The 22,905-nt window shown below is 69.8% G+C and carries 20 protein-coding genes; 15 read left to right on the forward strand and 5 right to left on the reverse strand.

From position 1 onward, the window contains the following. Positions 1-2 precede the first annotated feature (2 nt). Positions 3-1,490: an Asp-tRNA(Asn)/Glu-tRNA(Gln) amidotransferase subunit GatB gene (gatB, locus tag OHA25_RS20895; protein ID WP_327591020.1), complete on the forward strand. Its 1,488-nt coding sequence runs from the start codon at positions 3-5 to the stop codon at positions 1,488-1,490. Between the two features lie 162 nt (positions 1,491-1,652). After that, a complete protein-coding gene (locus tag OHA25_RS20900; protein WP_327589197.1) occupies positions 1,653-2,996 on the forward strand; it encodes an MFS transporter in 1,344 nt (447 codons plus the stop codon). Here the strand turns inward: OHA25_RS20900 and OHA25_RS20905 are convergent. The 3 genes from OHA25_RS20905 to OHA25_RS20915 are packed head-to-tail and all read right to left on the reverse strand — an operon-like array spanning position 2,980 to position 5,942. After that, positions 2,980-4,488: a tripartite tricarboxylate transporter permease gene (locus OHA25_RS20905; protein ID WP_327589198.1), complete on the reverse strand. Its 1,509-nt coding sequence runs from the start codon at positions 4,486-4,488 to the stop codon at positions 2,980-2,982. The two genes, OHA25_RS20900 and OHA25_RS20905, sit on opposite strands and share 17 nt — an antisense overlap. Further along, positions 4,489-4,974 carry a tripartite tricarboxylate transporter TctB family protein gene (locus OHA25_RS20910; protein ID WP_327589199.1) on the reverse strand — a complete coding sequence of 162 codons (486 nt, stop codon included), beginning with the start codon at positions 4,972-4,974 and terminating at the stop codon, positions 4,489-4,491. It lies immediately after the preceding gene. Beyond that, a complete protein-coding gene (locus OHA25_RS20915) occupies positions 4,974-5,942 on the reverse strand; it encodes a Bug family tripartite tricarboxylate transporter substrate binding protein (RefSeq protein WP_305916674.1) in 969 nt (322 codons plus the stop codon). The genes OHA25_RS20910 and OHA25_RS20915 overlap by 1 nt, the downstream gene beginning before the upstream one ends. A 156-nt stretch (positions 5,943-6,098) precedes the next feature. Here OHA25_RS20915 and OHA25_RS20920 point away from each other — a divergent pair, with 156 nt between their 5' ends. From OHA25_RS20920 to OHA25_RS20930, 3 genes are all read left to right on the forward strand, one after another. Continuing rightward, a complete protein-coding gene (locus OHA25_RS20920; RefSeq protein ID WP_327589200.1) occupies positions 6,099-7,679 on the forward strand; it encodes a sensor histidine kinase in 1,581 nt (526 codons plus the stop codon). After that, on the forward strand, positions 7,676-8,344 hold the full coding sequence (locus OHA25_RS20925; RefSeq protein WP_327589201.1) for a response regulator: 669 nt from the start codon (positions 7,676-7,678) through the stop codon (positions 8,342-8,344). Before OHA25_RS20920 ends, OHA25_RS20925 begins: the two co-directional genes overlap by 4 nt. A 93-nt stretch (positions 8,345-8,437) precedes the next feature. Beyond that, the gene (locus tag OHA25_RS20930; protein WP_327589202.1) at positions 8,438-10,429 is read left to right on the forward strand and encodes a VanW family protein; all 1,992 of its coding nucleotides are present in this window, start codon (positions 8,438-8,440) and stop codon (positions 10,427-10,429) included. Between the two features lie 57 nt (positions 10,430-10,486). Here the strand turns inward: OHA25_RS20930 and OHA25_RS20935 are convergent, their stop codons facing one another. Next, complete coding sequence (locus OHA25_RS20935; protein ID WP_327589203.1) at positions 10,487-11,548, reverse strand: PQQ-dependent sugar dehydrogenase; 1,062 nt, start codon at positions 11,546-11,548, stop codon at positions 10,487-10,489. Between the two features lie 38 nt (positions 11,549-11,586). Between OHA25_RS20935 and OHA25_RS20940 the strand changes: the two genes are divergently transcribed. The 5 genes from OHA25_RS20940 (at position 11,587) to ilvC (ending at position 18,813) form a co-directional block, all read left to right on the forward strand. After that, positions 11,587-12,495, forward strand: coding sequence for a 2-hydroxyacid dehydrogenase (locus tag OHA25_RS20940; protein WP_327589204.1), 909 nt, complete (start codon positions 11,587-11,589; stop codon positions 12,493-12,495). Positions 12,496-12,734: 239 nt separating this feature from the next. Beyond that, complete coding sequence (locus OHA25_RS20945) at positions 12,735-15,344, forward strand: putative bifunctional diguanylate cyclase/phosphodiesterase (RefSeq protein WP_442942197.1); 2,610 nt, start codon at positions 12,735-12,737, stop codon at positions 15,342-15,344. 205 nt (positions 15,345-15,549) lie between these two features. Further along, entirely contained in the window at positions 15,550-17,289 is a 1,740-nt protein-coding gene (locus OHA25_RS20950; protein ID WP_327589206.1) for an acetolactate synthase large subunit, read from the forward strand. Further along, complete coding sequence (gene ilvN / locus OHA25_RS20955; protein WP_127936086.1) at positions 17,282-17,806, forward strand: acetolactate synthase small subunit; 525 nt, start codon at positions 17,282-17,284, stop codon at positions 17,804-17,806. The genes OHA25_RS20950 and ilvN overlap by 8 nt, the downstream gene beginning before the upstream one ends. 23 nt (positions 17,807-17,829) lie before the next feature. Further along, entirely contained in the window at positions 17,830-18,813 is a 984-nt protein-coding gene (ilvC, locus tag OHA25_RS20960; protein WP_327591021.1) for a ketol-acid reductoisomerase, read from the forward strand. A gap of 1 nt (position 18,814) precedes the next feature. Here ilvC and OHA25_RS20965 read toward each other — a convergent pair whose 3' ends face one another. Further along, entirely contained in the window at positions 18,815-20,422 is a 1,608-nt protein-coding gene (locus tag OHA25_RS20965) for an AfsR/SARP family transcriptional regulator (protein ID WP_327589207.1), read from the reverse strand. A 172-nt stretch (positions 20,423-20,594) separates the two neighbouring features. Between OHA25_RS20965 and OHA25_RS20970 the strand changes: the two genes are divergently transcribed. The 5 genes from OHA25_RS20970 to OHA25_RS20990 are packed head-to-tail and all read left to right on the forward strand — an operon-like array spanning position 20,595 to position 22,886. Continuing rightward, entirely contained in the window at positions 20,595-21,014 is a 420-nt protein-coding gene (locus OHA25_RS20970; protein ID WP_327589208.1) for a spore-associated protein A, read from the forward strand. Positions 21,015-21,041: 27 nt separating this feature from the next. Beyond that, positions 21,042-21,722, forward strand: coding sequence for a hypothetical protein (locus OHA25_RS20975; RefSeq protein ID WP_305916664.1), 681 nt, complete (start codon positions 21,042-21,044; stop codon positions 21,720-21,722). An 11-nt stretch (positions 21,723-21,733) separates the two neighbouring features. Further along, positions 21,734-22,231: a hypothetical protein gene (locus tag OHA25_RS20980; protein ID WP_327589209.1), complete on the forward strand. Its 498-nt coding sequence runs from the start codon at positions 21,734-21,736 to the stop codon at positions 22,229-22,231. Positions 22,232-22,236: 5 nt separating this feature from the next. Beyond that, the gene (locus OHA25_RS20985) at positions 22,237-22,728 is read left to right on the forward strand and encodes a hypothetical protein (RefSeq protein ID WP_327589210.1); all 492 of its coding nucleotides are present in this window, start codon (positions 22,237-22,239) and stop codon (positions 22,726-22,728) included. Further along, the gene (locus OHA25_RS20990) at positions 22,728-22,886 is read left to right on the forward strand and encodes a hypothetical protein (protein ID WP_305916661.1); all 159 of its coding nucleotides are present in this window, start codon (positions 22,728-22,730) and stop codon (positions 22,884-22,886) included. The genes OHA25_RS20985 and OHA25_RS20990 overlap by 1 nt, the downstream gene beginning before the upstream one ends. Positions 22,887-22,905: the final 19 nt, after the last annotated feature.

The raw sequence follows: 22,905 nt of genomic DNA on the forward strand, positions 1-22,905 counted from the left end.
CCATGGTCTATGACGAAGCGCTCGACCGGTTCGAGCCGGTGCTCGGCCTGGAGACCCACGTCGAGCTGGGCACCAAGTCGAAGATGTTCTGCGGCTGCAAGACCGCCTTCGGCGCCCCGCCCAACACCCAGGTCTGCCCGACCTGTCTGGCACTGCCCGGCGCCCTGCCGGTGGCCAACGAAATGGCCATCGAGTCGACGATCCGCATCGGCCTCGCGCTGAACTGCTCGATCGCCGAGTGGTGCCGCTTCGCCCGGAAGAACTACTTCTATCCGGACATGCCGAAGAACTACCAGATCTCGCAGTACGACGAGCCGCTCTGCTTCGACGGCTACGTCGATGTCGAGGTGGGCGGCGAGACCGTGCGGATCGAGATCGAGCGGGTGCACCTGGAGGAGGACACCGGCAAGTCCACGCATGTGGGCGGCGCGACCGGGCGCATCCATGGGGCCGACTACTCGATCGTCGACTACAACCGGGCCGGCATCCCGCTGGTCGAGATCGTCACCAAGCCCATCCCGGGCACCGACCGGCTCGCGCCGGAGGTGGCCAAGGCCTACGTCACCGAGCTGCGTGAGATCATGCGCTCGCTCGGCGTGTCCGACGTGCGCATGGAGGAGGGCTCGCTGCGCTGTGACGTCAACGTCTCGCTCATGCCGCGCGGCTCTTCCGAGTGGGGCACCCGCACGGAGACCAAAAACGTCAACTCGCTGCGCAGCGTCGAGCGGGCCGTGCGGAGCGAGATCGAGCGGCAGGCCGCCGTCCTCGCCGACGGCGGGAAGATCATCCAGGAGACCCGGCACTTCCACGAGGACACCGGCACGACCACGTCCGGCCGGTCCAAGGAGGAAGCGCAGGACTACCGCTACTTCCCCGAGCCCGACCTGGTGCCGATCGCGCCGGATGCGGCGTGGGTTTCCGCGCTGAAGGCGGCCCTGCCCGAGCTGCCCTCCGTCCGGCGCAAGCGGCTGCAGGCCGAGTGGGGGCTGTCCGACCTCGACATGCAGGCCATGCACAACGCCGACGCGTTCGACCTGGTCGAGGCCACGGTCGCGGCGGGTGCGCCGGCGGCGGACGCGCGCAAGTGGTGGATGGGCGAGCTGGCGCGGCGCGCCAACGAGAGTGCCGTCCCGCTGGCGGACCTGCCCATCACGCCGGCCCAGATCGCGCGGGTGACCGAGCTGGTGGCCTCGGGGGCGCTCAACGACAAGCTGGCGCGCGAGGTGCTCGAAGGCGTGCTGGCCGGTGAGGGCACGCCCGATGAGGTGGTCGAGAAGCGCGGGCTGCAGATCGTCAGCGACGAGGGCGAGCTGTTGGCGATCATCGACCAGGTGCTGGCGGACAACGCCGACGCGGCCGAGAAGGTGCGGTCCGGGAAGATCGCGGCGGCCGGTGCGCTGGTGGGTGGCGTCATGCGGGCCAGCAAGGGCAAGGCCGACGCGGCCCGGGCCCGGCAGCTGATCCTGGAGAAGCTCGGGGTCTCGGAGTAGACCCGCCGTCTCGTGAGGGCCCTGCCGCTTCGGTGGCGGGGCTCTCCGGCGTGATGGCGGCAGCCGTGGAAAGGAAGGGCGCCGGTCCTAGGCCCAATGGCCCGGGTGGACTAGGGCCCCCGCTGGAGGTGCGGTGCCGCAGGTCATCGTAGGTTCGTCGGCATGACGAGGAAAGCGTTGACGGCGGGCCTGGTGGCGATGGTGTCGCTGGTGGCCTTCGAGTACATGGCGGTCGCGATCGCCATGCCGGTCGTGGCCAAGGAGCTCGGCGGGCTGGAGCTGTACGGGTTGGCGTTCAGCGGCGCGATGGCCGCGAGCGTGGTCGGCACGGTGCTCGGCGGCCGATGGGCGGACGTCCACGGCCCTCAGGCGCCGCTGTGGACAGGGGCGGTGGGGTTCGCCGCGGGGCTGACCGTCGCGGGACTGGCGCCCAGCATGGAGGTGCTGATCGCGGGCCGGTTCCTGCAGGGCTTCGGCGGGGCGCTGGTAAGCGTGGCGTTGTACGTGGTGGTGGCCAGGGTCTACCCCGAGAGCCTGCACCCCAGGATCTTCTCGTTGTTCGCGACCGCGTGGGTGGTGCCCTCGATGGTGGGGCCGGCGATCGTGGGCGTGGTGACCGACACGCTGGGATGGCGCTGGGTGTTCCTGCTGGTCCCGATCCTGACCGTGCTCTCCGGCCTGGTGCTGGTGCGTGGCCTGGCCGGGCAGCCGGTCAGCGGCGGGCAGGGCGAGCCCGCCCCCGGACTGATGGGCAAGATCGCCTGGGCGGCCGTGACCGCCGTCGGCGCCGGCCTCATGCAGTACGGCAGCAGCGGGGGCCGGTTCCCCCTGCTGATCGCCGGCATGGTGGTCCTGGCTGTCGCGCTCCCGAGGTTGCTTCCCCGCGGCACGCTCCGGGCCGCCCGCGGGCTGCCTGCTGTCGTGGGCCTGCGCGGCCTGTCGGCCGGGGCGTTCTTCGCGGCCGAGGTGATGGTGTCGCTCATGCTGATCGATCACCGCGGCCTGCCCACGTGGGCGTCCGGGCTCGCGCTCATGGGCGGTTCGCTGACCTGGTCGTTCGCCTCCTGGGTGCAGGGGCGGGAGTTCTTCAGCCAGAAGACGAACCTGCGGCTCGGCTCGGCCATGATGGCGCTGGGCATCCTGATCATGGGCACGGTCGCGTTCACCACGGTGCCGGTGGCGCTGGCGTACCCGTCGTGGATCATCACCGGGTTCGGGATCGGGCTGGTGTACCCGACGCTGTCGGTGCTCACGCTGGAGTTGTCGGCGCCCGGCGAGCAGGGCAAGAACAGCTCGGCGCTGCAGGTGGGCGAGTCGGTGTTCTCGGTGGTCGCGGTGGCCGTCACGGCCGCGCTGTTCGCGCCCACCGAGTCGGGTTACTGGACGGTGTTCGCGGCCACGCTGGTCATGGCACTGGCCGGGCTGGCCATCGCCGGGCGCTCGATCAAGGACGGTTCCGCCACGGTGGCGGAACCGTCCCAGCAGGCGCTCAGCCGACCGGCGTGACGTCGCTCTTCCGGGCGAAGAGCTTCCTGAACAGCGGCGTGAGCAGAGCCAAGAGCGAAAGTCCCAGCAGCACCGCCGCCACCGGGCTGCGGACCAGGACGGTCACGTCGCCCGCGCCGATCGCCAGAGCGCGGCGCAGCTGGATCTCCGCCATCGGGCCCAGGATCATGCCGATCACGGCGGGGGCGACCGGGAGTCCGAAGCGGCGCATGGCGTACCCGAGCAGGCCGAGCAGGAACAGGACGAACAGGTCCACCACGGTGCCGTTCAGCGCGTAGACGCCGAGGGCGGCGAAGAGCACGATGCCGGCATACAGGTACGGGCGCGGGATCCGCAGCACCTTCGCCCACGCCGGCGCCAGCGGCAGGTTCAGCACCAGCAGCATCGCGTTGCCGATGAACAGCGACGCGATCATGCTCCACACCAGCGCCGGGTTGTGGTCGAACAGCTGGGGCCCGGGCTGCAGGCCGTACTGCTGGAAGGCGGCCAGCATGATCGCCGCCGTCGCCGACGTGGGCAGGCCCAGGGTGAGCAGCGGGACCAGGGTGCCGGCCGCCGAGGCGTTGTTGGCCGCCTCCGGACCTGCGACGCCTTCGATGGCGCCCTTGCCGTATTCCTCCTTGGCCACGCCCTTGGCCAGGCGCTTCTCGGCCGCGTACGACAGGAACGTGGGGATCTCGGCCCCGCCGCCGGGCAGCGCGCCGAACGGGAAGCCCAGCGCCGTGCCGCGCAGCCAGGGCCGCCAGGAGCGCCGCCAGTCCGCCCGGCCCATCCACGCCCGGCCGACAGGCACCACATCGGGCGTCGCGTGGCGCAGCCGCGAGGCCACGTACAGAGCCTCGCCGAGGGCGAAGAGGCCGACCGCGACGATCACCACGTCGATGCCGTCCAGCAGCTGCGGGATGCCCAGCGTGAGCCGCGCTTGCCCGGTCTGCTGGTCGATGCCGACCAGCCCGATCGTCAGGCCGAGTCCCAGGGAGGCCAGGCCGCGCACGATCGAGCGGGACAACACCGACGACACGGCGGTGAACGCCAGGATCGCCAGCGCGAAGTAGTCCTCAGGGCCGAACGAGATCGCGAACGCCACCACGGCCGGCGCCGCCACCACCAGCAACGCGGTCGCGATGGTGCCCGCCACGAACGAGCCGATGGCCGCCGTGGCCAGCGCCTGGGCGGCCCGCCCACGCCTGGCCATCTTGTTGCCCTCCAACGCCGTGATCATCGACGAGGACTCGCCGGGCGTGTTGAGCAGGATGGAGGTGGTCGAGCCGCCGTACATGCCGCCGTAGTAGATGCCGGCGAACATGATGAACGCGCTGGCCGCCGGCACTGTGAATGTGATCGGCAGCAGCAGCGCCACCGTCATCGCGGGCCCGATACCGGGCAGCACGCCGACGAGGGTGCCGAGCGTGACGCCGATCAGCGCGTACATGAGGTTGACCGGGGTGAGGGCTGCGGCGAACCCGTCGAGCAGGAGCTGCAGCGACTCCACCTAGATCACCCCCTGCAGCGGGCCGCCCGGCAGCGTGACGCCGAGGCCCTTGACGAACAGCAGGTATGTGGCAATCCCCATGACGACCGCGACCACCGCCGCGCGCCCCTTGTGCTCGGCGCCGAGCGCCAGCGACAGCCCGAAGAACAGCAGGCTCGCGCCGATGATCCAGCCGAGCACGTTCAGCAACGCCGCGAACGCCAGGAAGATCCCGCTGACCAGCCCCACGCTGCGCCAGTCCGCCGGCGCGTCCACGTCCACGTCCTCGCTCTCCTCAGGGTCGCCGTGCCCGCCCCGCAGCACGTCGATCACGTAGAACAGGCCGACGAGCACCATGGCCCCGCCGACCAGCATCGGGAAGAAACGCGGCCCGATGCCGAGCTGGGAGGCCGCCGCCGAGACGTCCAGCGTCCCGGCGATCACGAACACTCCCAGCCCGAGCACCACGACCGCCAGCCCGAGCTCGGGCCGCCGCCAGCGAGCCATCAGGAGACGAGCCCCATCTCGGCGATGATGGCCTTGACCCGGGTCTGCTCGGAGTTCAGGTAGTCGGCGAACTGCTGACCGGTCTGGAACGAGTCGATCCAGCCGTTCTTGGCCACCGCGTCCTTCCAGGCCTGCGAGTCGTGCATCTTGGTGACCAGATCGGTCAGGGTCTTCTTGTCGGCGTCGGAGAGCCCGCCGGGGGCCACGAAGCCGCGCCAGTTGGCCAGCTCCACGTCCAGGCCGCCCTCCTTCAGCGTGGGCGCGTCCAGGCCCTCGATCCGCTCGCCCGAGGTCACGCCGAGCGCGCGCAGCTTGCCGGACTTCACGTGCTCGGCGAACTCGCCGACGCCCGAGATGCCCGCGCTGACCTTGTTGCCGAGCAGCTGGTTGAGCGCCTCGCCGCCGCCCGAGTTGGCGATGTAGTTGACCTGCTTGGGGTCCACGCCCGCGGCCTTGGCCATCAGCCCGGCCACGATGTGGTCGGTGCCACCCGCGGACCCGCCGGAGATCGACACCTTGCTGGGGTCGGCCTTCCACGCGGCGACCAGGTCGGCCACCGTCTTGAACGGGGACTCGGCCGGGACCACGATGATCTCGTACTCCTCGGTCAGCTTGGCGATGGGCGTGGTCTCGGCCAGCGTGACCTTCGACTTGTTCTGCTCGATGGCGCCCACCATGACCAGACCCATGGTCATCAGCAGGTTGCCGTTGCCCTTCTCGCCGGCGAGCTGCGCCAGGCCGATCGTGCCGCCCGCGCCGGGCACGTTGAACACCTCCACCTTGCGGTCGGGAGCGGCGCTCTTGAGCGCCTGCTCGGCCGTGCGGGAGGTCTGGTCCCAGCCGCCGCCGGGCGAGGCCGGCGCCATGATGCGGAGGGTGCCGGAGGCGGTGGTGCCGCTCTGACCGCCGCAGCCGGCCAGGGCGCCGATCGAGAGCGCCGCGAGTGCGGCGAGTATGCGCAGGCGCATTGTTAACTCCAACGAGGGGGGAATTTCACGGCTAGGAAACACTGGTTATGAGACTGGGATGGTGAATCCCCATGCCGCCCCTCGTCGAGGCTTTGGAACCTTGCCGTCATAGTGGTCGTATTGGTCGCGACCTGGCCGTGACCTGCGTTTGTTTCCATGTGCCTCGTGAGAAGGGTACGCGACGCGTCCCTAGGGACCCAGCTCTTCGTGCTCCAGATGGTGATCGTTCTGCTCGCCGTCGGGGGCACGGCCGGCGTGTGGGCCGGGCACACCCGCAACCAGCTTGCAGGGCTCCACCAGCAGCGGGCCCTCGCGATCGCCCAGTCGGTGGCCGCGCTCCCGCAGGTCCGCGAGGCCTTCAAACGGCCGGACCCCTCGGCGGTGCTGCAGCCGCTGGCCATGAGCGTCCAGCAGGAGACCGGCGCGGACTACGTCGTGATCGCCAACGCCGAGCAGAGGCGCTACGCCCACCCCAACGCCGCCCTGATCGGCGAGAAGCTGTCCACCGACGGCACCGAGGTGCTCAGGACGGGAAAGGGCTGGGTGGGCACCCAGACCGGCACGATCGGCACCACGGTCAGGGGCAAGTACCCGATCCGCGACGAGTACGGCAACGTGATCGGCCTCGTCTCCGTGGGCGTGCTGGAGACAACGGTCATGGGCCAGCTCGGCGCCGCGCTGCCGCCGCTGATCTGGACGGCGCTCGCGGTCATGCTGGCCGGCCTCGCACTGGCCGCAATGATCACCGCGCGGGTGCGCAGGCAGACCTTCGGCCTGGAGCCCAAGGAGATCGCCGCGCTGCTGGAGCAGCGCGAGGGCGTCCTGCACGGCGTCAAGGAAGGCGTGCTCGCGCTCGACCTCGCAGGCCGCGTGACGCTGGTCAACGACGCCGCCCGCGACCTGCTGGGCGCGGTGGTCGAAGGGGAGGACCTGAGCCGGATGCCGGTCTCCGACCGCATGCGCGACGTGCTCGGCGGCGCCGACCAGGGGGAGGACCGCGTCGTGCTGCACGGCGAGCGGGTGCTGGTGCTCAACCGCACCCCGGTCTCCGTACGGGGGCAGCACCGCGGCTGGGTGGTCACCCTCAGGGACCGCACCGAGCTGGTCCGCCTGGCCCGCGAGCTCGACGACACCAGCAGCGCGACGGAGGCGCTGCGGGCCCAGGCGCACGAGTTCGCCAACCGCATGCACACCGTCGTCGGCCTGCTCGAGCTGGGCGAGCACGAGTCCGCCATCGGCTTCATCACCCGCACCACCCGCGGCACCTACGCGACCGACCTGCGCGAACGCGTCCAGGACCCCACGCTGGCCGCCCTCCTGCTGGCCAAGTCCGCCGAGGCGGCCGAGCGCGGCGCCACGCTGGTGTTGTCGGAGGACTCCTCAGTCCCCGAGGGCATCATCGGTGACCCGCAGGACGCGGTCCTGGTGGTCGGCAACCTCGTCGCCAACGCCATCGACGCGCTCGACGGTGCGGCGGGCACGATCGAGGTGTCGGTGCAGGCGGACTCCGACGGGCTGCGGGTGCGGGTCGGCGACTCCGGGCCCGGCATCGCCCCCGACCTGGTGGACGAGGTCTTCAGAGAAGGCTTCACCACCAAGGCCGCCCACTCCGGACCGCGCGGCCTCGGCCTGGCGCTGACCAGGCAGGCGTGCTTGCGCAGAGGCGGCTGGGTTCGGGTAGTCAACTCCGGGGGAGCGGTCTTCACCGCCCTGCTCCCGGCGGAGGCGGGGACATGAGCGACATTCGCGTGCTTGTCGTGGACGACGATTTCATGGTCGCGCGCATCCACAGCGGCTACGTGTCCCGCGTGCCCGGCTTCCGGGTCGTCTCCATGGTGCACAACGGCGCCGACGCGCTCAACGCGGTGGCCGAGCTCCGCCCCGATCTCGTGCTGCTCGACATCTACCTGCCCGACATGTCGGGCCTGGAGGTGCTCAAGGCGCTCCACGACGTGGACGTCATCATGATCAGTGCCGCCCGCGACGTGCCCACGGTCAGGGAGGCCATGCGCGGCGGCGCGCTCAACTACCTGATCAAGCCCTTCACCGCCGCCGCCCTGACCGAACGCCTCCAGCAGTACGCCGACACCCGCAACCGCCTGACCGCCATCGGCCCCGAGGCCCGCCAGGACGACGTGGACCGCCTCTTCGGCAGGCACACGTCGGCCACCCCGATGCCCATGCCGAAAGGGTTGTCCTCGGCCACCTGCGCGCTGGTCGCCGATACCCTGCGAGAGGTGGGTCGCGACCTGTCGGCGGCCGAAGCGGCCGAGCTCACGGGCTTGTCGCGGGTCAGCGCCCGCCGCTATCTCGAACACCTGTGCGCGGCGGGCCAAGCGGAGTTGCGGCCACGGTACGGCACGGCCGGACGTCCGGAACATCGCTACCGGTGGCTAGGTTGACACATTTCCGTAGCCATTTCCCGTGACATATGCGGATCCGCGTGCCTTACTGTTGCCTGAGACTTGGCTGCGGACGCGGGAGGAGATTGAGGCGTGCGAAACGGCGCCGGACCGATCGAATCACCGACCGACCCGTTCGCCTCGGTGCCACTGCCCTCGTCGGCAGTCTCCAAGAAGCCGCGGATCGAAGGGTTACCCCCAGGGGTCTCCCGGGACATCTTCGGCCCGCCGGCCAGGCAGGAGCCCCGGCCGGCACCAGGCCCGAGCGCGCCGGGCGGTTCACCGGGAGGCGCGCTGCCACCGGTGCCGCCGCCGGCGCAGCCGTGGCCCATGAAGGACACGCAGTCGTCCGCCCCGCCCGCTTTCGGGGTGGCCGAACGGCCCGCCACCTTCGACCCCGACCCGCCGAAGCGGCGCCGGCTCCTGCCGGGCCTGGCGTTGTTCGTCGTGGTGCTCGCGGCGCTCGCGTACGTGGTGCCCGCCGTGCTCATGTCAGGGTCGGTGTTGCGCGGCACCCGGGTGGCGGGGGTCGACATCGGTGGGCTCACCGTGACCCAGGCTGCCGACAAGTTGCGTAACGAACTGGGCGCCAAGCTCAGCAAGCCCGTCGTGGTCGACGTCGGCGGCAAGAAGGACACCGTCCAGGCCGACGAGGCCGGGCTCGAGCTGGACGTGGTCGGCACGATCGGGCAGGCGCCGAGCGGGTTCCCCAGCCCGCAGGAGGTGTGGCAGGGCCTGACCGGCATCACCGAGCTCCAGCCGAAGGTCACCATCGACTCCTCCCAGCTCGCCAGGACCGTCGAGGGCCTGGCGGAGGGCGTGGACAAGCCCGCGGTCGAAGGCCGCGTGGTCTTCACCGGGCTGCAGCCGAAGGGACGCGAGCCCGCCGACGGCGTGTTGCTCGACCGGGACGACGCGGTACGGCAGATCGGCGACGCCTTCCTGCGCGGCGGCGGCACAGTGGTGCTGACGCTGCGGCCGGCCAAGCCGGACACGACCAGCGAGGCCGTCCAGAGGGCCCTGGTCAAGGCGCGCAGCGCTGTCGCCGGGCCCATCACGCTGACCCTCGGCGACAAGCAGGTGCAGATTCCCCCTGCGGTGATCGCGGCGAACCTGACGTTCAACCCCGACGGCGACGGCGCGCTGGTGCCGGAGTTCGACGCCAAGGCGGTGCTGGCGAACGTGGAGAGCACGCTCGTCGACGCCGCTCAGCAGCCGCGCGACGCGACGTACCAGATCGTGGACGGCAAGCCGGTCCTGGTGCCCGCCCGCACGGGGCGGGGCGTGAACGACAAGCTGCTGGCCAGGGATGCGGAGAAGGTGTTCGACGCCGGCGGTGAACGGACGATCCCCGTGCGGCTGGGGGTGGTCGAGCCGGCCGTCAGCACGCAGCAGGTCCGCGGGCTCGGCATCGAGGAGATCGTGGGCTCGTTCAGCACGACGTTCGACTGCTGCCTGCCGCGGGTGAAGAACATCCAGCGCATGGCGCAGCAGCTCGACGGGCATCTGGTGAGGCCGGGGCAGACGTTCTCGATCAACGAGGTCATCGGGGAGCCGACCGTCGAGGACGGCTACGTCGAAGCCGGGCAGATCGTCGGCGGGCGCATGGTGAACGTCGTCGGCGGCGGCGTTTCGCAGTTCGCCACGACCATGTACAACGCGGTCTTCTTCGGTGGATTCGACGACGTGGAGCACCAGCCGATGGACTACTACGCGCAGCGTTATCCCGCTGGGCGGGATGTCGCGCTGCTCTATCCGGACACCGACCTGAAGTGGCGCAACGACTCCGAGCACGGCGTGCTGATCAAGACCGCCTTCACCGACACCTCGGTCACGGTCACGCTGTGGAGCACCAAGCGGTACGACAAGATCGAGCCGGTCACGTCGGAGCGGCGGGACGTCAAGCCGTTCCGGAGCGAGGTCAGCTCCGAGCCCGACTGTCTGCCGACGGTGGGTGAGCCGGGGTTCACCATCGACGTCGCCCGCGTGTTCTACAAGGGCGGCAAGGTGGTCAAGAAGGACAGGAAGCTGACCACGGAGTACCGGCCTCAGGCCCGGATCACCTGCGCCGGCTCGGGCCAGTAACACCGCCTGCCCGGCCCTGCGCCGTCCGCGGGCCACGCGTCGGCCGCCGCGGTGGCGTTACGAAGACGCCGTGACCGACAGGATGCGGTCGTCGCCCTCCTGGGGCGAGCCTCGGCCGTCCTTGTTGCTGGTGCCCATCCACAAGGCGCCGCCGGGGGCGGTGGTGACGGCGCGGATGCGGCCGTACCGGTCGGTGAAGTGGGCGACCGGTTTGCCGGCCGAGCCGTCCTCGCCCAGCGGGACCTGCCACAGGCGGGCTCCTTGCAGCGCGCCGACCCAGAGGGAGCCGTTCGCGTACGCCATCCCGGACGGTGACGCCTCGTCGGTGGTCCAGGTGAGGATGGGGTTGACGAAGCGCTGGTCGTCCCCACGCCCCTCGACCTCGGGCCACCCATAATTGGCGCCCGCCTTGATCAGGTTGACCTCGTCGTAGGCGTTGGCGCCGAACTCGGAGGCGTACAGCCGCCCCTGCTCATCCCACGCCAGCCCCTGGACGTTGCGGTGACCGTAGCTGTAGACGAGCGTGCCGAACGGGTTGCCGGGGGCGGGCTTGCCGTCCACGGTCATGCGCAGGATCTTGCCGCCGAGCGAGTCGCGCTGCTGCGCCAGCTCGCCATCGCCGACCTCGCCTGTGGTGGCGTACAGGTAGCCGTCGGGGCCGAACGCGAGCCGGCCGCCGTTGTGGATGCCGCCCTTGGGGATGCCCTCGACGAGGACCTGCCGCTCCCCGAGGCGGTTGCCGTCGAAGGCGTAGCGGACGATCCGGTTGTCCGCTGCCGCGGTGAAGTAAAGGAATATTTGCTGATCCTTGACGGCCACGCCCATCAGGCCGCCCTCGCCGTCCGGCCGCACCCCCTCGATCGTCCCCAGCTCCGTCACCTGCCCGGCCTGGCTGACCCGCAGCAGCCTGGCCGAGTCCCGCTCGGTCACGAGAGCGTCGCCGCTGGGAAGGAACGCCACCGCCCATGGCACGGAAAGGCCCGTCACCACGTCCTTCGGCTGGCCAGGGGCGGCGGCGTCACCCAAAGCGGCGGTCGGGAGCACCGCACCGCCTGTTCCGCCACCGCCGGAGCAGGCGGTGAGCGCGGCCACGACTAGGATCGTCCAGAGCTTCCTCATATCCCCCATACTTACCGGCGAGACATAAAGTTCTGCGCATGAAGACCTGGGTTCCCTCCGACGCGGTGGCCGAAGTTCTGTCCGATCTGCCGGGAGTCGAATGTGCCGTCTATGACGGCACGTCCTCGATGCCGAAAGGGATCGAGGAGGTGGAGGTCTGGATCCCGCCGCTCGTCACGGTGCCCGATGTGCCCGGCACTCTGGCCAGGATGAGCTCGCTGCGGCTGGTGCAGACCGTCACCGCGGGAGTGGAGCCGTACCGGCCGCACATGCCTGAGGGTGCGGTGCTGTGCAACGCCCGTGGCGTGCACGACGCGGGGACCGCGGAGTGGGCGGTCGGCGCGATGATCGCGGTGCTCAGGGAGTTTCCCGAGTTCGTGGACGCGCAGCGCAGGGGCGAGTGGACCTACCACCACACCGGCGTGCTGGCCGACTCGACCGTCCTGATCGTCGGCTACGGCTCCATCGGCGCCGCGCTCGAGCGCCGCCTGGAGGGCTTCGAGGTCGAGATCGTACGGGTGGCCAGGAGCGCCCGGGAGGGCGTGCACGGCATGGCCGAACTGCCCAGGTTGCTGCCCCAGGCGGACGTCGTGGTGCTGCTGGTCCCCGCCACGCCCGACACCGCCGGCATGGTGGACGCCACGTTCCTGGCCCGGATGAAGGACGGCGCCGTCCTCGTGAACGCCGCCAGGGGAGGTGTCGTCGACACCGACGCTCTGATCTTGGAACTCAAGAACGGCAGGCTGCGCGCCGCGCTGGACGTGACCGCGCCCGAGCCGCTGCCCGAGGGTCACCCTCTGTGGAGCGCGCCGGGCGTGCTGATCACCCCTCACGTCGCGGGCAGCACCCCGGCGTCGGGGCGCCGGATGCTCCGCCTGATCAAGGCCCAGCTCTCGCGGTATCTCGCGGGCGAGCAGTTGATCAACATCATCACGGAGTCGTACTGAGAGGATCCCGGAACGTGGCTGGTCCGTGACCTTCGGTGCGTACCGTTACGTTTGCGGGGAGTTCCTGACTGACTGTCAAGGAGCTTTTGGCGGCAATTGGTCTGTGTGGTTATCAGATCGGTGACGACATCGCCGTTGTCACCACCCGCGTGCCCGTGACCGCTCACACTGGCGAAAGTGATCGCCGGACTTCGGCGGTCACAGGTGCAGTGCTCGAGACGGGATGGGCAACGACTGTGATCCGCTGGCGTGATCCACGTGCGCCGCTGACCGCCGCGGTTGCGGCAGGCGCGGTGGTGCTCGCTGCCGCGTTCGTCAAGGACGAACAGGTCCTGATCGCCGGAGCGATCGCCGCAGGCCTCGCCGTGCTGGCCGCCGCCGCCTCCTTGCTGGCCCTCTCGCTGAGGTCGGCCGGCCACCGCCCGACGGCGATGGGGGCGCGCTGGATGGGCGGCGGCGCCGTCATCTGGGGCGCCGGCATGGCGCTGCGTCCGTTCTCCGAGAGCGTGGTCGCCGGGGTCGCCGACATGTTCGTGCTGGTCGGCGTTGTGGTCACCGCGGGCGGCGCACTGGTGGCCGCCGATCGCAAGCTCCCGGCCAAGACTGTTCTGCGGCATATCAGCGACGCCTACCTGTGCGCCGCTTCTCTCTTCCTCATCGGATGGGTGGTGCAGCTGCGCCACGTGTACGCGGCGGCCGATCCGCCGGCGTTCACGCTCGTCATGTTGCCGCCGATGGTGGCGTTGCTGGTGACGTGCGCCGTGATCCCGTCCGTGCTGACCAGCAGGTCCCCTTCCTGGCTGCTCGGCCTGGCGGGCACCGGGGTGCTCGCCACCATGACCACGGCGGCCCTGGCCGCCGGGGTCGCGCGCCTGGACGGCGGCACGCCGCCGACCTGGACCGTCATGCTGGCGCCCGTAGCGCTCCTGCTGCTCGCCGCCGTCCCGTGGACGCCGCGGGTCAGAGAGGCGGGGGTGCCCGTCGCCAGGAACGTCGTCGCGATGGTCCCCCTGGCGCTGGTCGCCGTGGCGGCCTGCACGCTGCTGGCCCACTTGGCCGGGGCGCGTGCCGAGCAGCCCGTCACCGGCGTCGTGGTGGTCGCGGTCTCCGTGGTGCTGCTCCTGCTGGCGCGCCTGTTCGTGGCCTCGGCGGCCAACATGCGCCTGCGCGGGCTGGTCAGGCTCGGCGAGCGCCAGCTCAGGGAGCTGGCCGAGAGCTCGGGCGACGTAGTGTTCCTGTGCGACTACGAGGGCGTCCTCCGCGAGATCGGCCCCGGCGTCGAGGTCACCTACGGCTACCGCCCCGACGAGGTGGTCGGCGGGTCGATCTTCGACTACATCCACCCCGAGGACGTGCCCGGCATCCAGGTCGCCCTGCGTGCCATGCACCTCGACGAGGACAACGCCGCCCCTGGCTCCTGCCTGATCGCCTGCCGGGTACGCGCGGCCGACGGCACCTGGCGTCCCACCGAGTCGGTCGCCACCCGCCACGTCGGCGGCGACGAGCTCATGCTGGTCACCACCAGGGACGTCAGCGACGAGGAGGCCCTGCGCAACCAGGTCGCCCACCTGACCTTCCACGACGGCATCACCGGCCTGCCCAACCGCGCCTACTTCGAGGAGCGCACCCGCGAGGTGCTGACCGGGCGCGCCTCCGGGCACGTCGCGGTGATCTTCCTCGACCTCGACGGGTTCACCTCGGTCAACGACTCGGTGGGGCACGCCAGCGGCGACTACCTGCTCGGGCAGGCGGCCCGGCGGCTGCGTGGCGCCGTGCGCGTCGACGACACGCTCGCCCGGTGGGGCGGCGACGAGTTCGCGGTGCTGGTGGAGACCGGCGGCGAGGCGCAGGTCGCCGTGGACCTGGCCGAGCGGCTCGTCCGGGCGGTTTCCCAGGAGCCGTTCCGGGTGGCCGACCGGGACGTGGCGCTGACCGCGAGCGTGGGCGTGGCGTTCACCGAGGACGACACGCCGGCCGGCGATCTCCTGCGTAACGCGGATGTCGCCATGGCGCGCTCCAAAGAGCTGGGCGGGCGGCGGGTGGAGGTGTTCGCCGCGCACATGCACGCGGACGTCGTACGCCGCCTGGAGCTGGCCGCCGACCTGCAGCGGGCGCTGATCGAGCAGCAGTTCGCGATCGAATACCAGCCCGTGGTCGACCTCGCCACGTCGCGTGTGACCGCGGTCGAGGCGCTCGTACGGTGGTGGCGCGGGTCGGTGTTCGTGCCGCCCGAGCAGTTCCTGGGGCCGGCCGAGGACACCGGACTGATCGTGCCGCTGAGCGAGTGGATCCTGCGCGAGGCGTGCAGGGAGGTCGCCGCCTGGCGGGCCTCGTCGTGGGACATCGGACTGTCGCTCAACCTGTCGGCCCGTCAGATCACCGCGCCCCGCTTCGTCGAGACGGTCGAGGAGGCGCTGGCCGAGAGCGGGCTGCCGGCCTCCGCCCTCACGCTCGAGGTGATCGAGGAGATGCTCGTCGAGGACGCCGAGGAGACGATCAGGCGGCTGTCGGAGCTGCGTGCGCTCGGGGTGCGGCTGGCGATCGACGACTTCGGCACCGGCTACGCCTCGCTGGCGTTCCTCAGGCAACTGCCGGTCGACATGATCAAGATCGATCCGTCGTTCGTGGCGGGACTCGGCAGGGACGACACGCTGACGCTGCTCACGCGGACGATCGTGCGGCTCGGCCACGATCTCGGGCTGACCGTGGTTGCTGAGGGAATCGAGCGTCCAGAACAGCTGGAGCTGCTGCGGAAAATGGGCTGCACCAGCGGCCAGGGCTTCCTCGTGGCCCGCCCCATGGCGGCGCGCGGGGTCGACTCCCTGATGCGGACGAGTCTCACGGTTTGAGACTTGTGTCCACGAAGTTGGCATCAGGGCGTTCGAAGCGGCTATCGTGGACGACATGCTTCGCAGTGAGATTCTCGTAGTACTTCGCCGGCGCGCAGGCCGTTAGCGAAGCACCGCGACCTGCGCGCCGCCCCAGACCCACCGCCCCCGGTGGGAAGGGGCATTTTTTATGTCCTAAGCGAGTAGCCACGCAAGGAACGAGCCGATGACCGAACGCATGACAGGTGCACAAGCCCTGGTGAGGGCGTTGGAGCACGTGGGAGTCGACACCGTGTTCGGGATCCCTGGCGGCGCCATCCTGCCCGCCTACGATCCTCTCTACGACTCGACCAAGGTCCGGCACGTGCTTGTACGGCACGAGCAGGGCGCAGGCCACGCGGCCGAGGGTTATGCGCAGGCCACCGGCAAGGTCGGGGTGTGCATGGCGACCAGCGGTCCCGGCGCCACCAACCTGGTGACGCCGATCGCGGACGCCTACATGGACTCCGTGCCGATCGTGGCGATCACCGGGCAGGTGGCCAGCGGCGCGATCGGCACGGACGCCTTCCAGGAAGCGGACATCTCCGGCATCACGATGCCGATCACCAAGCACAACTTCCTGGTCACCGATCCCGCGGACATCCCGCGCACGATCGCGGAGGCGTTCCACATCGCCTCGACCGGCCGACCCGGGCCGGTGCTGGTGGACATCTCCAAGGACGCGTTGCAGGCCGAGACCACCTTCTCGTGGCCGCCGGTGATGCAGCTGCCGGGCTACCGCCCGGTCACGCGGCCGCACTCCAAGCAGATCCGCGAGGCGGCCAAGCTGATCGCCGAGTCCAGGCGGCCGGTCCTGTACGTCGGCGGCGGCGTGCACAAGGCCCGCGCCTCGGCCGAGCTGCTGCAACTGGCCGAGCTGACGAACATCCCGGTCATCACCACCCTGATGGCGCGCGGCACGTTCCCCGACAGCCACCCGCAGCACATGGGGATGCCCGGCATGCACGGCAGCGTGTCGGCCGTCGGCGCGCTGCAGCAGTCCGACCTGCTCATCGGCCTGGGGGTGCGCTTCGACGACCGGGTGACCGGCCACCTGCCGTCGTTCGCGCCGCACGCGAAGGTCGTGCACGCCGACATCGACCCGGCCGAGATCTCCAAGAACCGCCACGCCGACGTGCCGATCGTGGGCGACTGCAAGGAGGTCATCACCGACCTCATCGCCGCGATCCAGGCGTCCGGGCAGAAGGGCGACTACGCCGACTGGTGGACGCTGCTCAACGGCTACAAGGAGACCTACCCGCTGGGCTACGAGGAGTTCGAGGACGGCTCGCTGGCCCCTCAATACGTGATGCAGCGGCTGAGCGCGATCGCCGGACCGGACACCTACTACGTGGCCGGGGTCGGGCAGCACCAGATGTGGGCCTCTCAGTTCATCGACTACGAAAACCCGGGCACGTTCATCAACTCCGGCGGCCTCGGCACCATGGGCTTCGCCGTGCCGGCCGCGATGGGCGCCAAGATGGGCCGCCCGGACGCCACGGTGTGGGCCATCGACGGCGACGGCTGTTTCCAGATGACCAACCAGGAGCTGGCCACCTGCGCGCTGGAGGGCGTCCCGGTCAAGATCGCCGTCATCAACAACGGTAATCTCGGCATGGTCCGCCAGTGGCAGACGCTCTTCTACGACCAGCGATACTCCAATACGGACCTGCAGACGACGCGCCGGATCCCGGACTTCGTGAAGCTCGCCGAGGCCTATGGTTGTGTGGGTCTGCGGTGCGAGCGTCCCGAGGACGTGGACGCCGTCATCAAGAAGGCCATGGAGATCAACGACGTGCCCGTCGTGGTCGACTTCGTCGTCCACCAGGACGCGATGGTCTGGCCCATGGTCGCGGCAGGCACCAGCAACGACGACATCAAGATCGCCCGCGACATGGCGCCGAAGTGGGAGAACGAGGATGAGTAGGCACACTCTGTCGGTGCTTGTCGAGAACAAGCCGGGTGTTCTGGCGCGCGTGTCCGCGTTGTTCAGCCGCCGGGGGTTCAACATCGACTCGCTGGCCGTCGGGCCGACCGAGCACGACGACATCTCGCGCATGACGATCGTCGTCAGCGTCGAGGACCTGCCGCTCGAGCAGGTCACCAAGCAGCTCAACAAGCTGGTCAACGTGCTCAAGATCGTCGAGCTCGACCCGTCGCAGTCGGTGCAGCGCGAGCTGATGCTGATCAAGGTCAAGGCCGACGCCGAGAGCCGCTCGCACGTGCTGGAGCTCGTCCAGCTCTTCCGCGCCCGCTGCGTCGACGTGGCGGCCGACGCCGTGACCATCGAGGTCACCGGCACTCCCGACAAGCTCGACGCGTTCATCAAGGTCCTCGAGCCGTTCGGGATCAAAGAACTCGTCCAATCGGGCATGGTGGCCATCGGCCGCGGCGCCCGTTCCATCACTGACCGGTCCCTCAGGGCACTGGACCGTACCGCCTGAAAGGTTTTGAGCAAGTGACCGAGATTTACTACGACGACCAGGCCGACCTGTCGATCATCCAGGGACGCCACGTGGCCGTGCTGGGGTACGGCAGCCAGGGCCACGCCCACGCGCTCTCCCTCCGGGACTCCGGCGTGGACGTGCGGGTCGGCCTGCCCGAAGGCTCCAAGAGCCGCGAGAAGGCGGAGAACGACGGCCTGCGGGTCGTCACGCCGGCGGAGGCCGTCGAGGAGGCCAACGTCACGATGATCCTCGCGCCGGACCACATCCAGCGCCACCTCTACGCCGAGCACGTCGCCCCCAACCTCGTCGAGGGCGACGCCCTGTTCTTCGGCCACGGCCTGAACATCCGCTACGGCCTCATCGAGGCGCCCGAGGGCGTGGACGTGTGCATGGTCGCCCCGAAGGGCCCCGGCCACCTCGTCCGCCGTCAGTTCGAGGCCGGGCGCGGCGTGCCGTGTCTCGTGGCCGTCGAGAAGGACGCCTCCGGCAAGGCGCTGGACCTGGCGCTGTCGTACGCCAAGGGCATCGGCGGCACCCGCGCCGGCGCGCTGCGCACCACGTTCAAGGAGGAGACGGAGACCGACCTGTTCGGCGAGCAGGCCGTGCTCTGCGGTGGTGTGTCCGAGCTCATCAAGGCGGGCTTCGACACGCTGATCGAGGCCGGCTACCAGCCGGAGGTCGCCTACTTCGAGTGCCTGCACGAGATGAAGCTCATCGTCGACCTGATGTACGAGGGCGGCATCTCCAAGATGTACTGGTCGGTCTCCGACACGGCCGAGTACGGCGGCTACACCCGCGGCCCGCGCGTGATCGGCGACGAGGCCCGTCAGGAGATGCGCCGCATCCTGGGCGAGATCCAGGACGGGTCGTTCGCGCGGGAGCTCGTCGATGAGTTCGACAGCGGCCAGAAGAAGTTCTCGCAATACCGCGAGGAGCTGGCCGAGGACCCGATCGAGAAGACGGGCGCCAAGCTGCGCCCGATGATGAGCTGGCTGAAGGCCTAGTTCACGGGCGATCCGGGTGGGCGTTCGCGCGCCCACCCGGTGCCCGATCGGCGTACGTGGCCAGCATCAAGGTCCGGATGGGCGCGAGAAGGCGGTACCGGCGTCCGGCCGGTGTCTCTTCCGAGAGCACCAGGCCGCGATCGACGAGGGCGGCCAGGGCGTTGAGCGGCTGAGCGGTCAGGCTCTCGAGGCTGAACTGCCGGCCCAGCGCGGCCGCCTGGAGCAGCAGGGTCTGCTCGGGCTCCGTCAGCTCGCCCCACGCCGCGTCGAGGCTCTTCGCGAACGGAGCCGTCGCGTCCATCAGCGAGCTCAGATCTGACGCGGCCAGCGTGGCGAGGGGGAGGGCGCGCAGCAACGAGGCGAGGAACTCCACGACGGCCGGGATGCCGTCCGCTTGGCCACAGAGGCTGTGTACGTACGACTGGTCGTCGGGGGAGAAGGACAGTCCGGGCACGGCCTGCGTCGCGCGAAGCCGGAACAGTTTCTCGCACGACGCCTTGTCCAGCGGCCGGGTCACCCAGGTGGCCTCGCCGGACAGCCCGAGCGGCCGATTGGCCGCAATGAGGACCGCAGTCGAGTCGTCGCCGGCGAGAAACGGTTGTGTCAGCTGCGCTACCAGATCGAGCCGGTCGTCGCAGCCGTCGATCGCGAGGAGCGTGGCGCCGGCGTCGGCGTGCTTGGCCACGATCCGCCTGGCCGCATCGTCGCCGGTGAAGTCGCTCAGCCGCACGTACCGGCCACCGGGGTGGGTGAGCGCGATCTCCGCCGTCAGCCTGGTCTTGCCGACGCCCGGTGGCCCGATGACCGTCACCAGCCGATGTTCGGCCAGCAGCGCGCCTATCCGTTCGCACTCGGCCGCCCGGCCCAGCAGCCGGGTGCGCGGGCGCGACAATCTGCGGCCGAGGGAATCCGTGTGGGCTTGCTGGAGCTGGGTTCCGGGGCCGATGCCGAGTTCGGTGGACAGTCGCCTCCTGATGGTGTCGAACACCTGGATGGCCGAGCCCTGCTGGCCGAGCGTGGTCAGACCCGTCATCAATATGGCGTGCGCCGCCTCGTCCAGAGACTCGGAGTGGCAGAGTGGCTGGATGAGCTTGATCGCCAGGGCGGGGCGTCCCTCGTCGAGCGCGACCTGCGCGGAGCGCCGGATCACGGCGTCGCGCTCGGTGAGGAGCACCTTGACGAGGCGGGTGTCGACGCGCCTGGCGGGCACGTTGGTGAAGGGGCGGCCACGCCAGAGTCCGAGGGCCTTGGACAGCGACTGGAACGTGGCATCGCTCCTGGCCGCCTCCCGGCGGAACAGGCCGAGATCGGAGGCGCTCTCGCCGAGGTCGAGGTAGTAGCCGTTGGCGTCGGTGACGAGCTGGAGGTCCGTATCGGACTCGCGAAGCCAGGCGCGTAAGCGGCAGGCGGCGAGATAGAGAGCCCCCTTGGGGTCGCGCGGCGGATCGTGCCGCCAGACCACGTCGATCAGCGCCTGAGCGGCGATGGGCGTGGAGGCGGAGGCGAGCAGGCCGAGCAGCGCCCGCAGGACCGGCGCGGGTGGAGCATGGAGGGCGCCGTCTCTGACCAGACCGACTGGACCGAGCACCCCTACGACGACGTTGCGCAACCGTCACCTCCCCGATCTTGACGACGATCATACGGATCGGTCGATCTTTGCGGTAGGGGCCCTTTCCGGAATCCTTCCGGAGGCTTTCCGCGCACCATATGTGGTCGATCGTCCGATTTTTCTGCGCGGAATCCTCTTGATCGTTGATTGATCTGGCTTGATCGTCAGTCCCATGCGCTCGCTATCGCTCGCTGCATCGGTGGCCCTGGCCGCCTCCGTCCTGCTGACGGCCTCTCCCGCCAACGCGGCAACCCCACAAGGTGTCTGCGGATCCGGCTACTCCGTCGTCGACTCGCTGCCCATCTCCACCGGGAAGCTCTGGGCCACGGTGTACCTGCTGTACAACAGCGGCAACGGCTACAACTGCGTGGTCACGATGAAGAAGACCGACCTCTCCGTGGCCACGTTCACCGAGGCGCGGCTGCAGGTCAGCGGATCGTCCACGATCCACCGAAACAACGGCAATTTCTTCGAGTACGCGGGTCCGGTCCGGGCGTACGCCCGAGGCAAGTGCGTCCAGTTCGGCGGCACGGCCTCCGACCGGGGCGGCCAGAGGTTCTCGAGCCTGAGCCCGTGGGGCCACTGCGGATGAGCACCAACCACACAGAGGAGCGATGAGGTGAAAGATCGTACGCCGGACGGCCGCACCCTCGTGGTCGACGGAAATTCGCTGCCCTTCCTTAACTCCTGGGCCTACGTCTTCTGGATGCACGGTCCCGACGGCGCCTTCCGCGCCCAGGTCGTGCCCGCCGGCTCGGCGGAGATCCTGGGCAAGCAGCTCGGCGACTGGCCGCGCTACAAGGTCCGCGAGATCGCCCACAACGGCGGACGGATCCTCTCGCTCGAGGACGCTTCCATCGGCGGGACCACTTTCGTATGGGTGGGCCCGCAGCACGAGATCGCCACCTACATCGGCGGGACGAACGTCCCCCTGGAGATCTTCATGGACTGGCTCGCCCAGTTCGATATCCAGGACTCGCCCACCGGCCTGACCATGCTTCCCCGTCCGGGATCGCGGGTGCGATATGGGCGGATGCTCGCGTTCAACACGATCGACCAGGTGTGCTCCGTGCAAATCAAGCCGAAGGGCGACGTCACGGACGCATTGCCGCGCAGTACGGGCAAGCGCGTGCGCGGTGGGTCCATGTGGCGCTCCGACGAGTACGACGAGCAAGGAAATCTGAAGGTGCGCTCGGCCATCGTGGTCAACGACACCACCGCCACGACGATCGTGGCCGCCAAGCCGGACGACCCGGCGTTCGTCGGCGTGGTCGAATCGGTGAGCTGCGGGCTGAGCTGATGCAGAACATCATGAACACCATCGCGGTCCTGGCCCTGCTCGGTACCGTGATCGCGCTCTTCGCCCTGTCCGCGCTCCTCAAGATGGTGCGCGATCTGCAGAACGAGGTCCGCGGCATGGCTTCGGTCGCGCCCGTTCCGACCATGCAACGGTCGGTGCCCCGCTTCGCCTCGGCCGACGGGCTGCCGACCTTCGTGCTGGTGGTGCGGGAAGAGTGTTACCTCTGTGCCGAGCGGGCGCAGCGGCTGGCGCTCGCCCCCGGCTCCGCCGTACAGGGGCACTTGGTCCTGCTCGCCGCGACCCCGGGATGCGCCGACTGGGTGGCGAGCACGGACGTGACGGCGATCATCGACGCCGACCTGCTCGGCACGGTCGCGGTCGGTGCCACGCCATCGCTGGTGAAGTACGCCGCCGACGGCACGGAGGAGTGGCGGCGGGCAGTCGGCTCCGACGAAGACCTGGACACCTACCTCGGCGTGTCCGCACAAGAACCTATCGAAGTGAGGTGAGCTGGATGACCGACGTCGCACGTTACTGGGATGGCGTCCCGTCAGTGGACGATGAGCCTGCCAAGCGGGCCGGGCTCGGCACGCTCGTCCCATCGCGCAGAACGATGATGAAGTCCATCGTGGCGCTGGGCGGCGCCCTCGCCCTCAACGTCGTCAGCGCGCTCCCGCCGGGCCGGCCGAAGAGCGCGAGCGCGGCAGTGGGCACCGAGCATCTCAACTGCGCCGGCTACAACAACTATTCCGGTTACAACAACAACACCAAAGCCTGCGTCGGCTTCACCTACAGCAGGAGTTACTGCGGCTCCGACGGCTGGTTCATCAGGTCGAGCGGCACCTGCTACAACAGCTACCCGATCTCCATCTGCGGTGAGGGCAGCTACAGCAACAGGAACGCGTGGCGCTGGACCCACAGCGGCACGCCGTACCGGTGCGCCGACGGCAAGGTCGCGACCTGCGGTGGTACCAGCACCTACATCTGCTCCTGGTCGAATCCCTGATGAAGCGCGCGCTCCAGGCGTCCCCGATCGCGCTCGGCCTGGCGGTTTGCGCGATCGCCCTGGCGGCGAGCCACCTCACGTGGAGCCTCTCGCTCGACGTGCTGGCGTGGACCCTGCTCGGGGTCACCGCCGGGTACTCGCTGTCCGGGTCGGTTTGAAGCCTCAACTCAGCGGATC

This window comes from Nonomuraea sp. NBC_00507 (assembly GCF_036013525.1).
In the GTDB taxonomy this organism is placed as follows: Bacteria; Actinomycetota; Actinomycetes; order Streptosporangiales; family Streptosporangiaceae; genus Nonomuraea.

Coding starts and splice junctions, on each gene's coding strand:
- gatB (WP_327591020.1), top strand. CDS start 3: ATGGTCTATGACGAAGCGCTCGACCGGTTCGAGCCGGTGCTCGGCCTG.
- OHA25_RS20900 (WP_327589197.1), top strand. CDS start 1,653: ATGACGAGGAAAGCGTTGACGGCGGGCCTGGTGGCGATGGTGTCGCTG.
- OHA25_RS20910 (WP_327589199.1), bottom strand. CDS start 4,974: ATGGCTCGCTGGCGGCGGCCCGAGCTCGGGCTGGCGGTCGTGGTGCTC.
- OHA25_RS20915 (WP_305916674.1), bottom strand. CDS start 5,942: ATGCGCCTGCGCATACTCGCCGCACTCGCGGCGCTCTCGATCGGCGCC.
- OHA25_RS20920 (WP_327589200.1), top strand. CDS start 6,099: ATGTGCCTCGTGAGAAGGGTACGCGACGCGTCCCTAGGGACCCAGCTC.
- OHA25_RS20925 (WP_327589201.1), top strand. CDS start 7,676: ATGAGCGACATTCGCGTGCTTGTCGTGGACGACGATTTCATGGTCGCG.
- OHA25_RS20935 (WP_327589203.1), bottom strand. CDS start 11,548: ATGAGGAAGCTCTGGACGATCCTAGTCGTGGCCGCGCTCACCGCCTGC.
- OHA25_RS20940 (WP_327589204.1), top strand. CDS start 11,587: ATGAAGACCTGGGTTCCCTCCGACGCGGTGGCCGAAGTTCTGTCCGAT.
- OHA25_RS20950 (WP_327589206.1), top strand. CDS start 15,550: ATGACCGAACGCATGACAGGTGCACAAGCCCTGGTGAGGGCGTTGGAG.
- ilvN (WP_127936086.1), top strand. CDS start 17,282: ATGAGTAGGCACACTCTGTCGGTGCTTGTCGAGAACAAGCCGGGTGTT.
- OHA25_RS20970 (WP_327589208.1), top strand. CDS start 20,595: ATGCGCTCGCTATCGCTCGCTGCATCGGTGGCCCTGGCCGCCTCCGTC.
- OHA25_RS20980 (WP_327589209.1), top strand. CDS start 21,734: ATGAACACCATCGCGGTCCTGGCCCTGCTCGGTACCGTGATCGCGCTC.
- OHA25_RS20985 (WP_327589210.1), top strand. CDS start 22,237: ATGACCGACGTCGCACGTTACTGGGATGGCGTCCCGTCAGTGGACGAT.
- OHA25_RS20990 (WP_305916661.1), top strand. CDS start 22,728: ATGAAGCGCGCGCTCCAGGCGTCCCCGATCGCGCTCGGCCTGGCGGTT.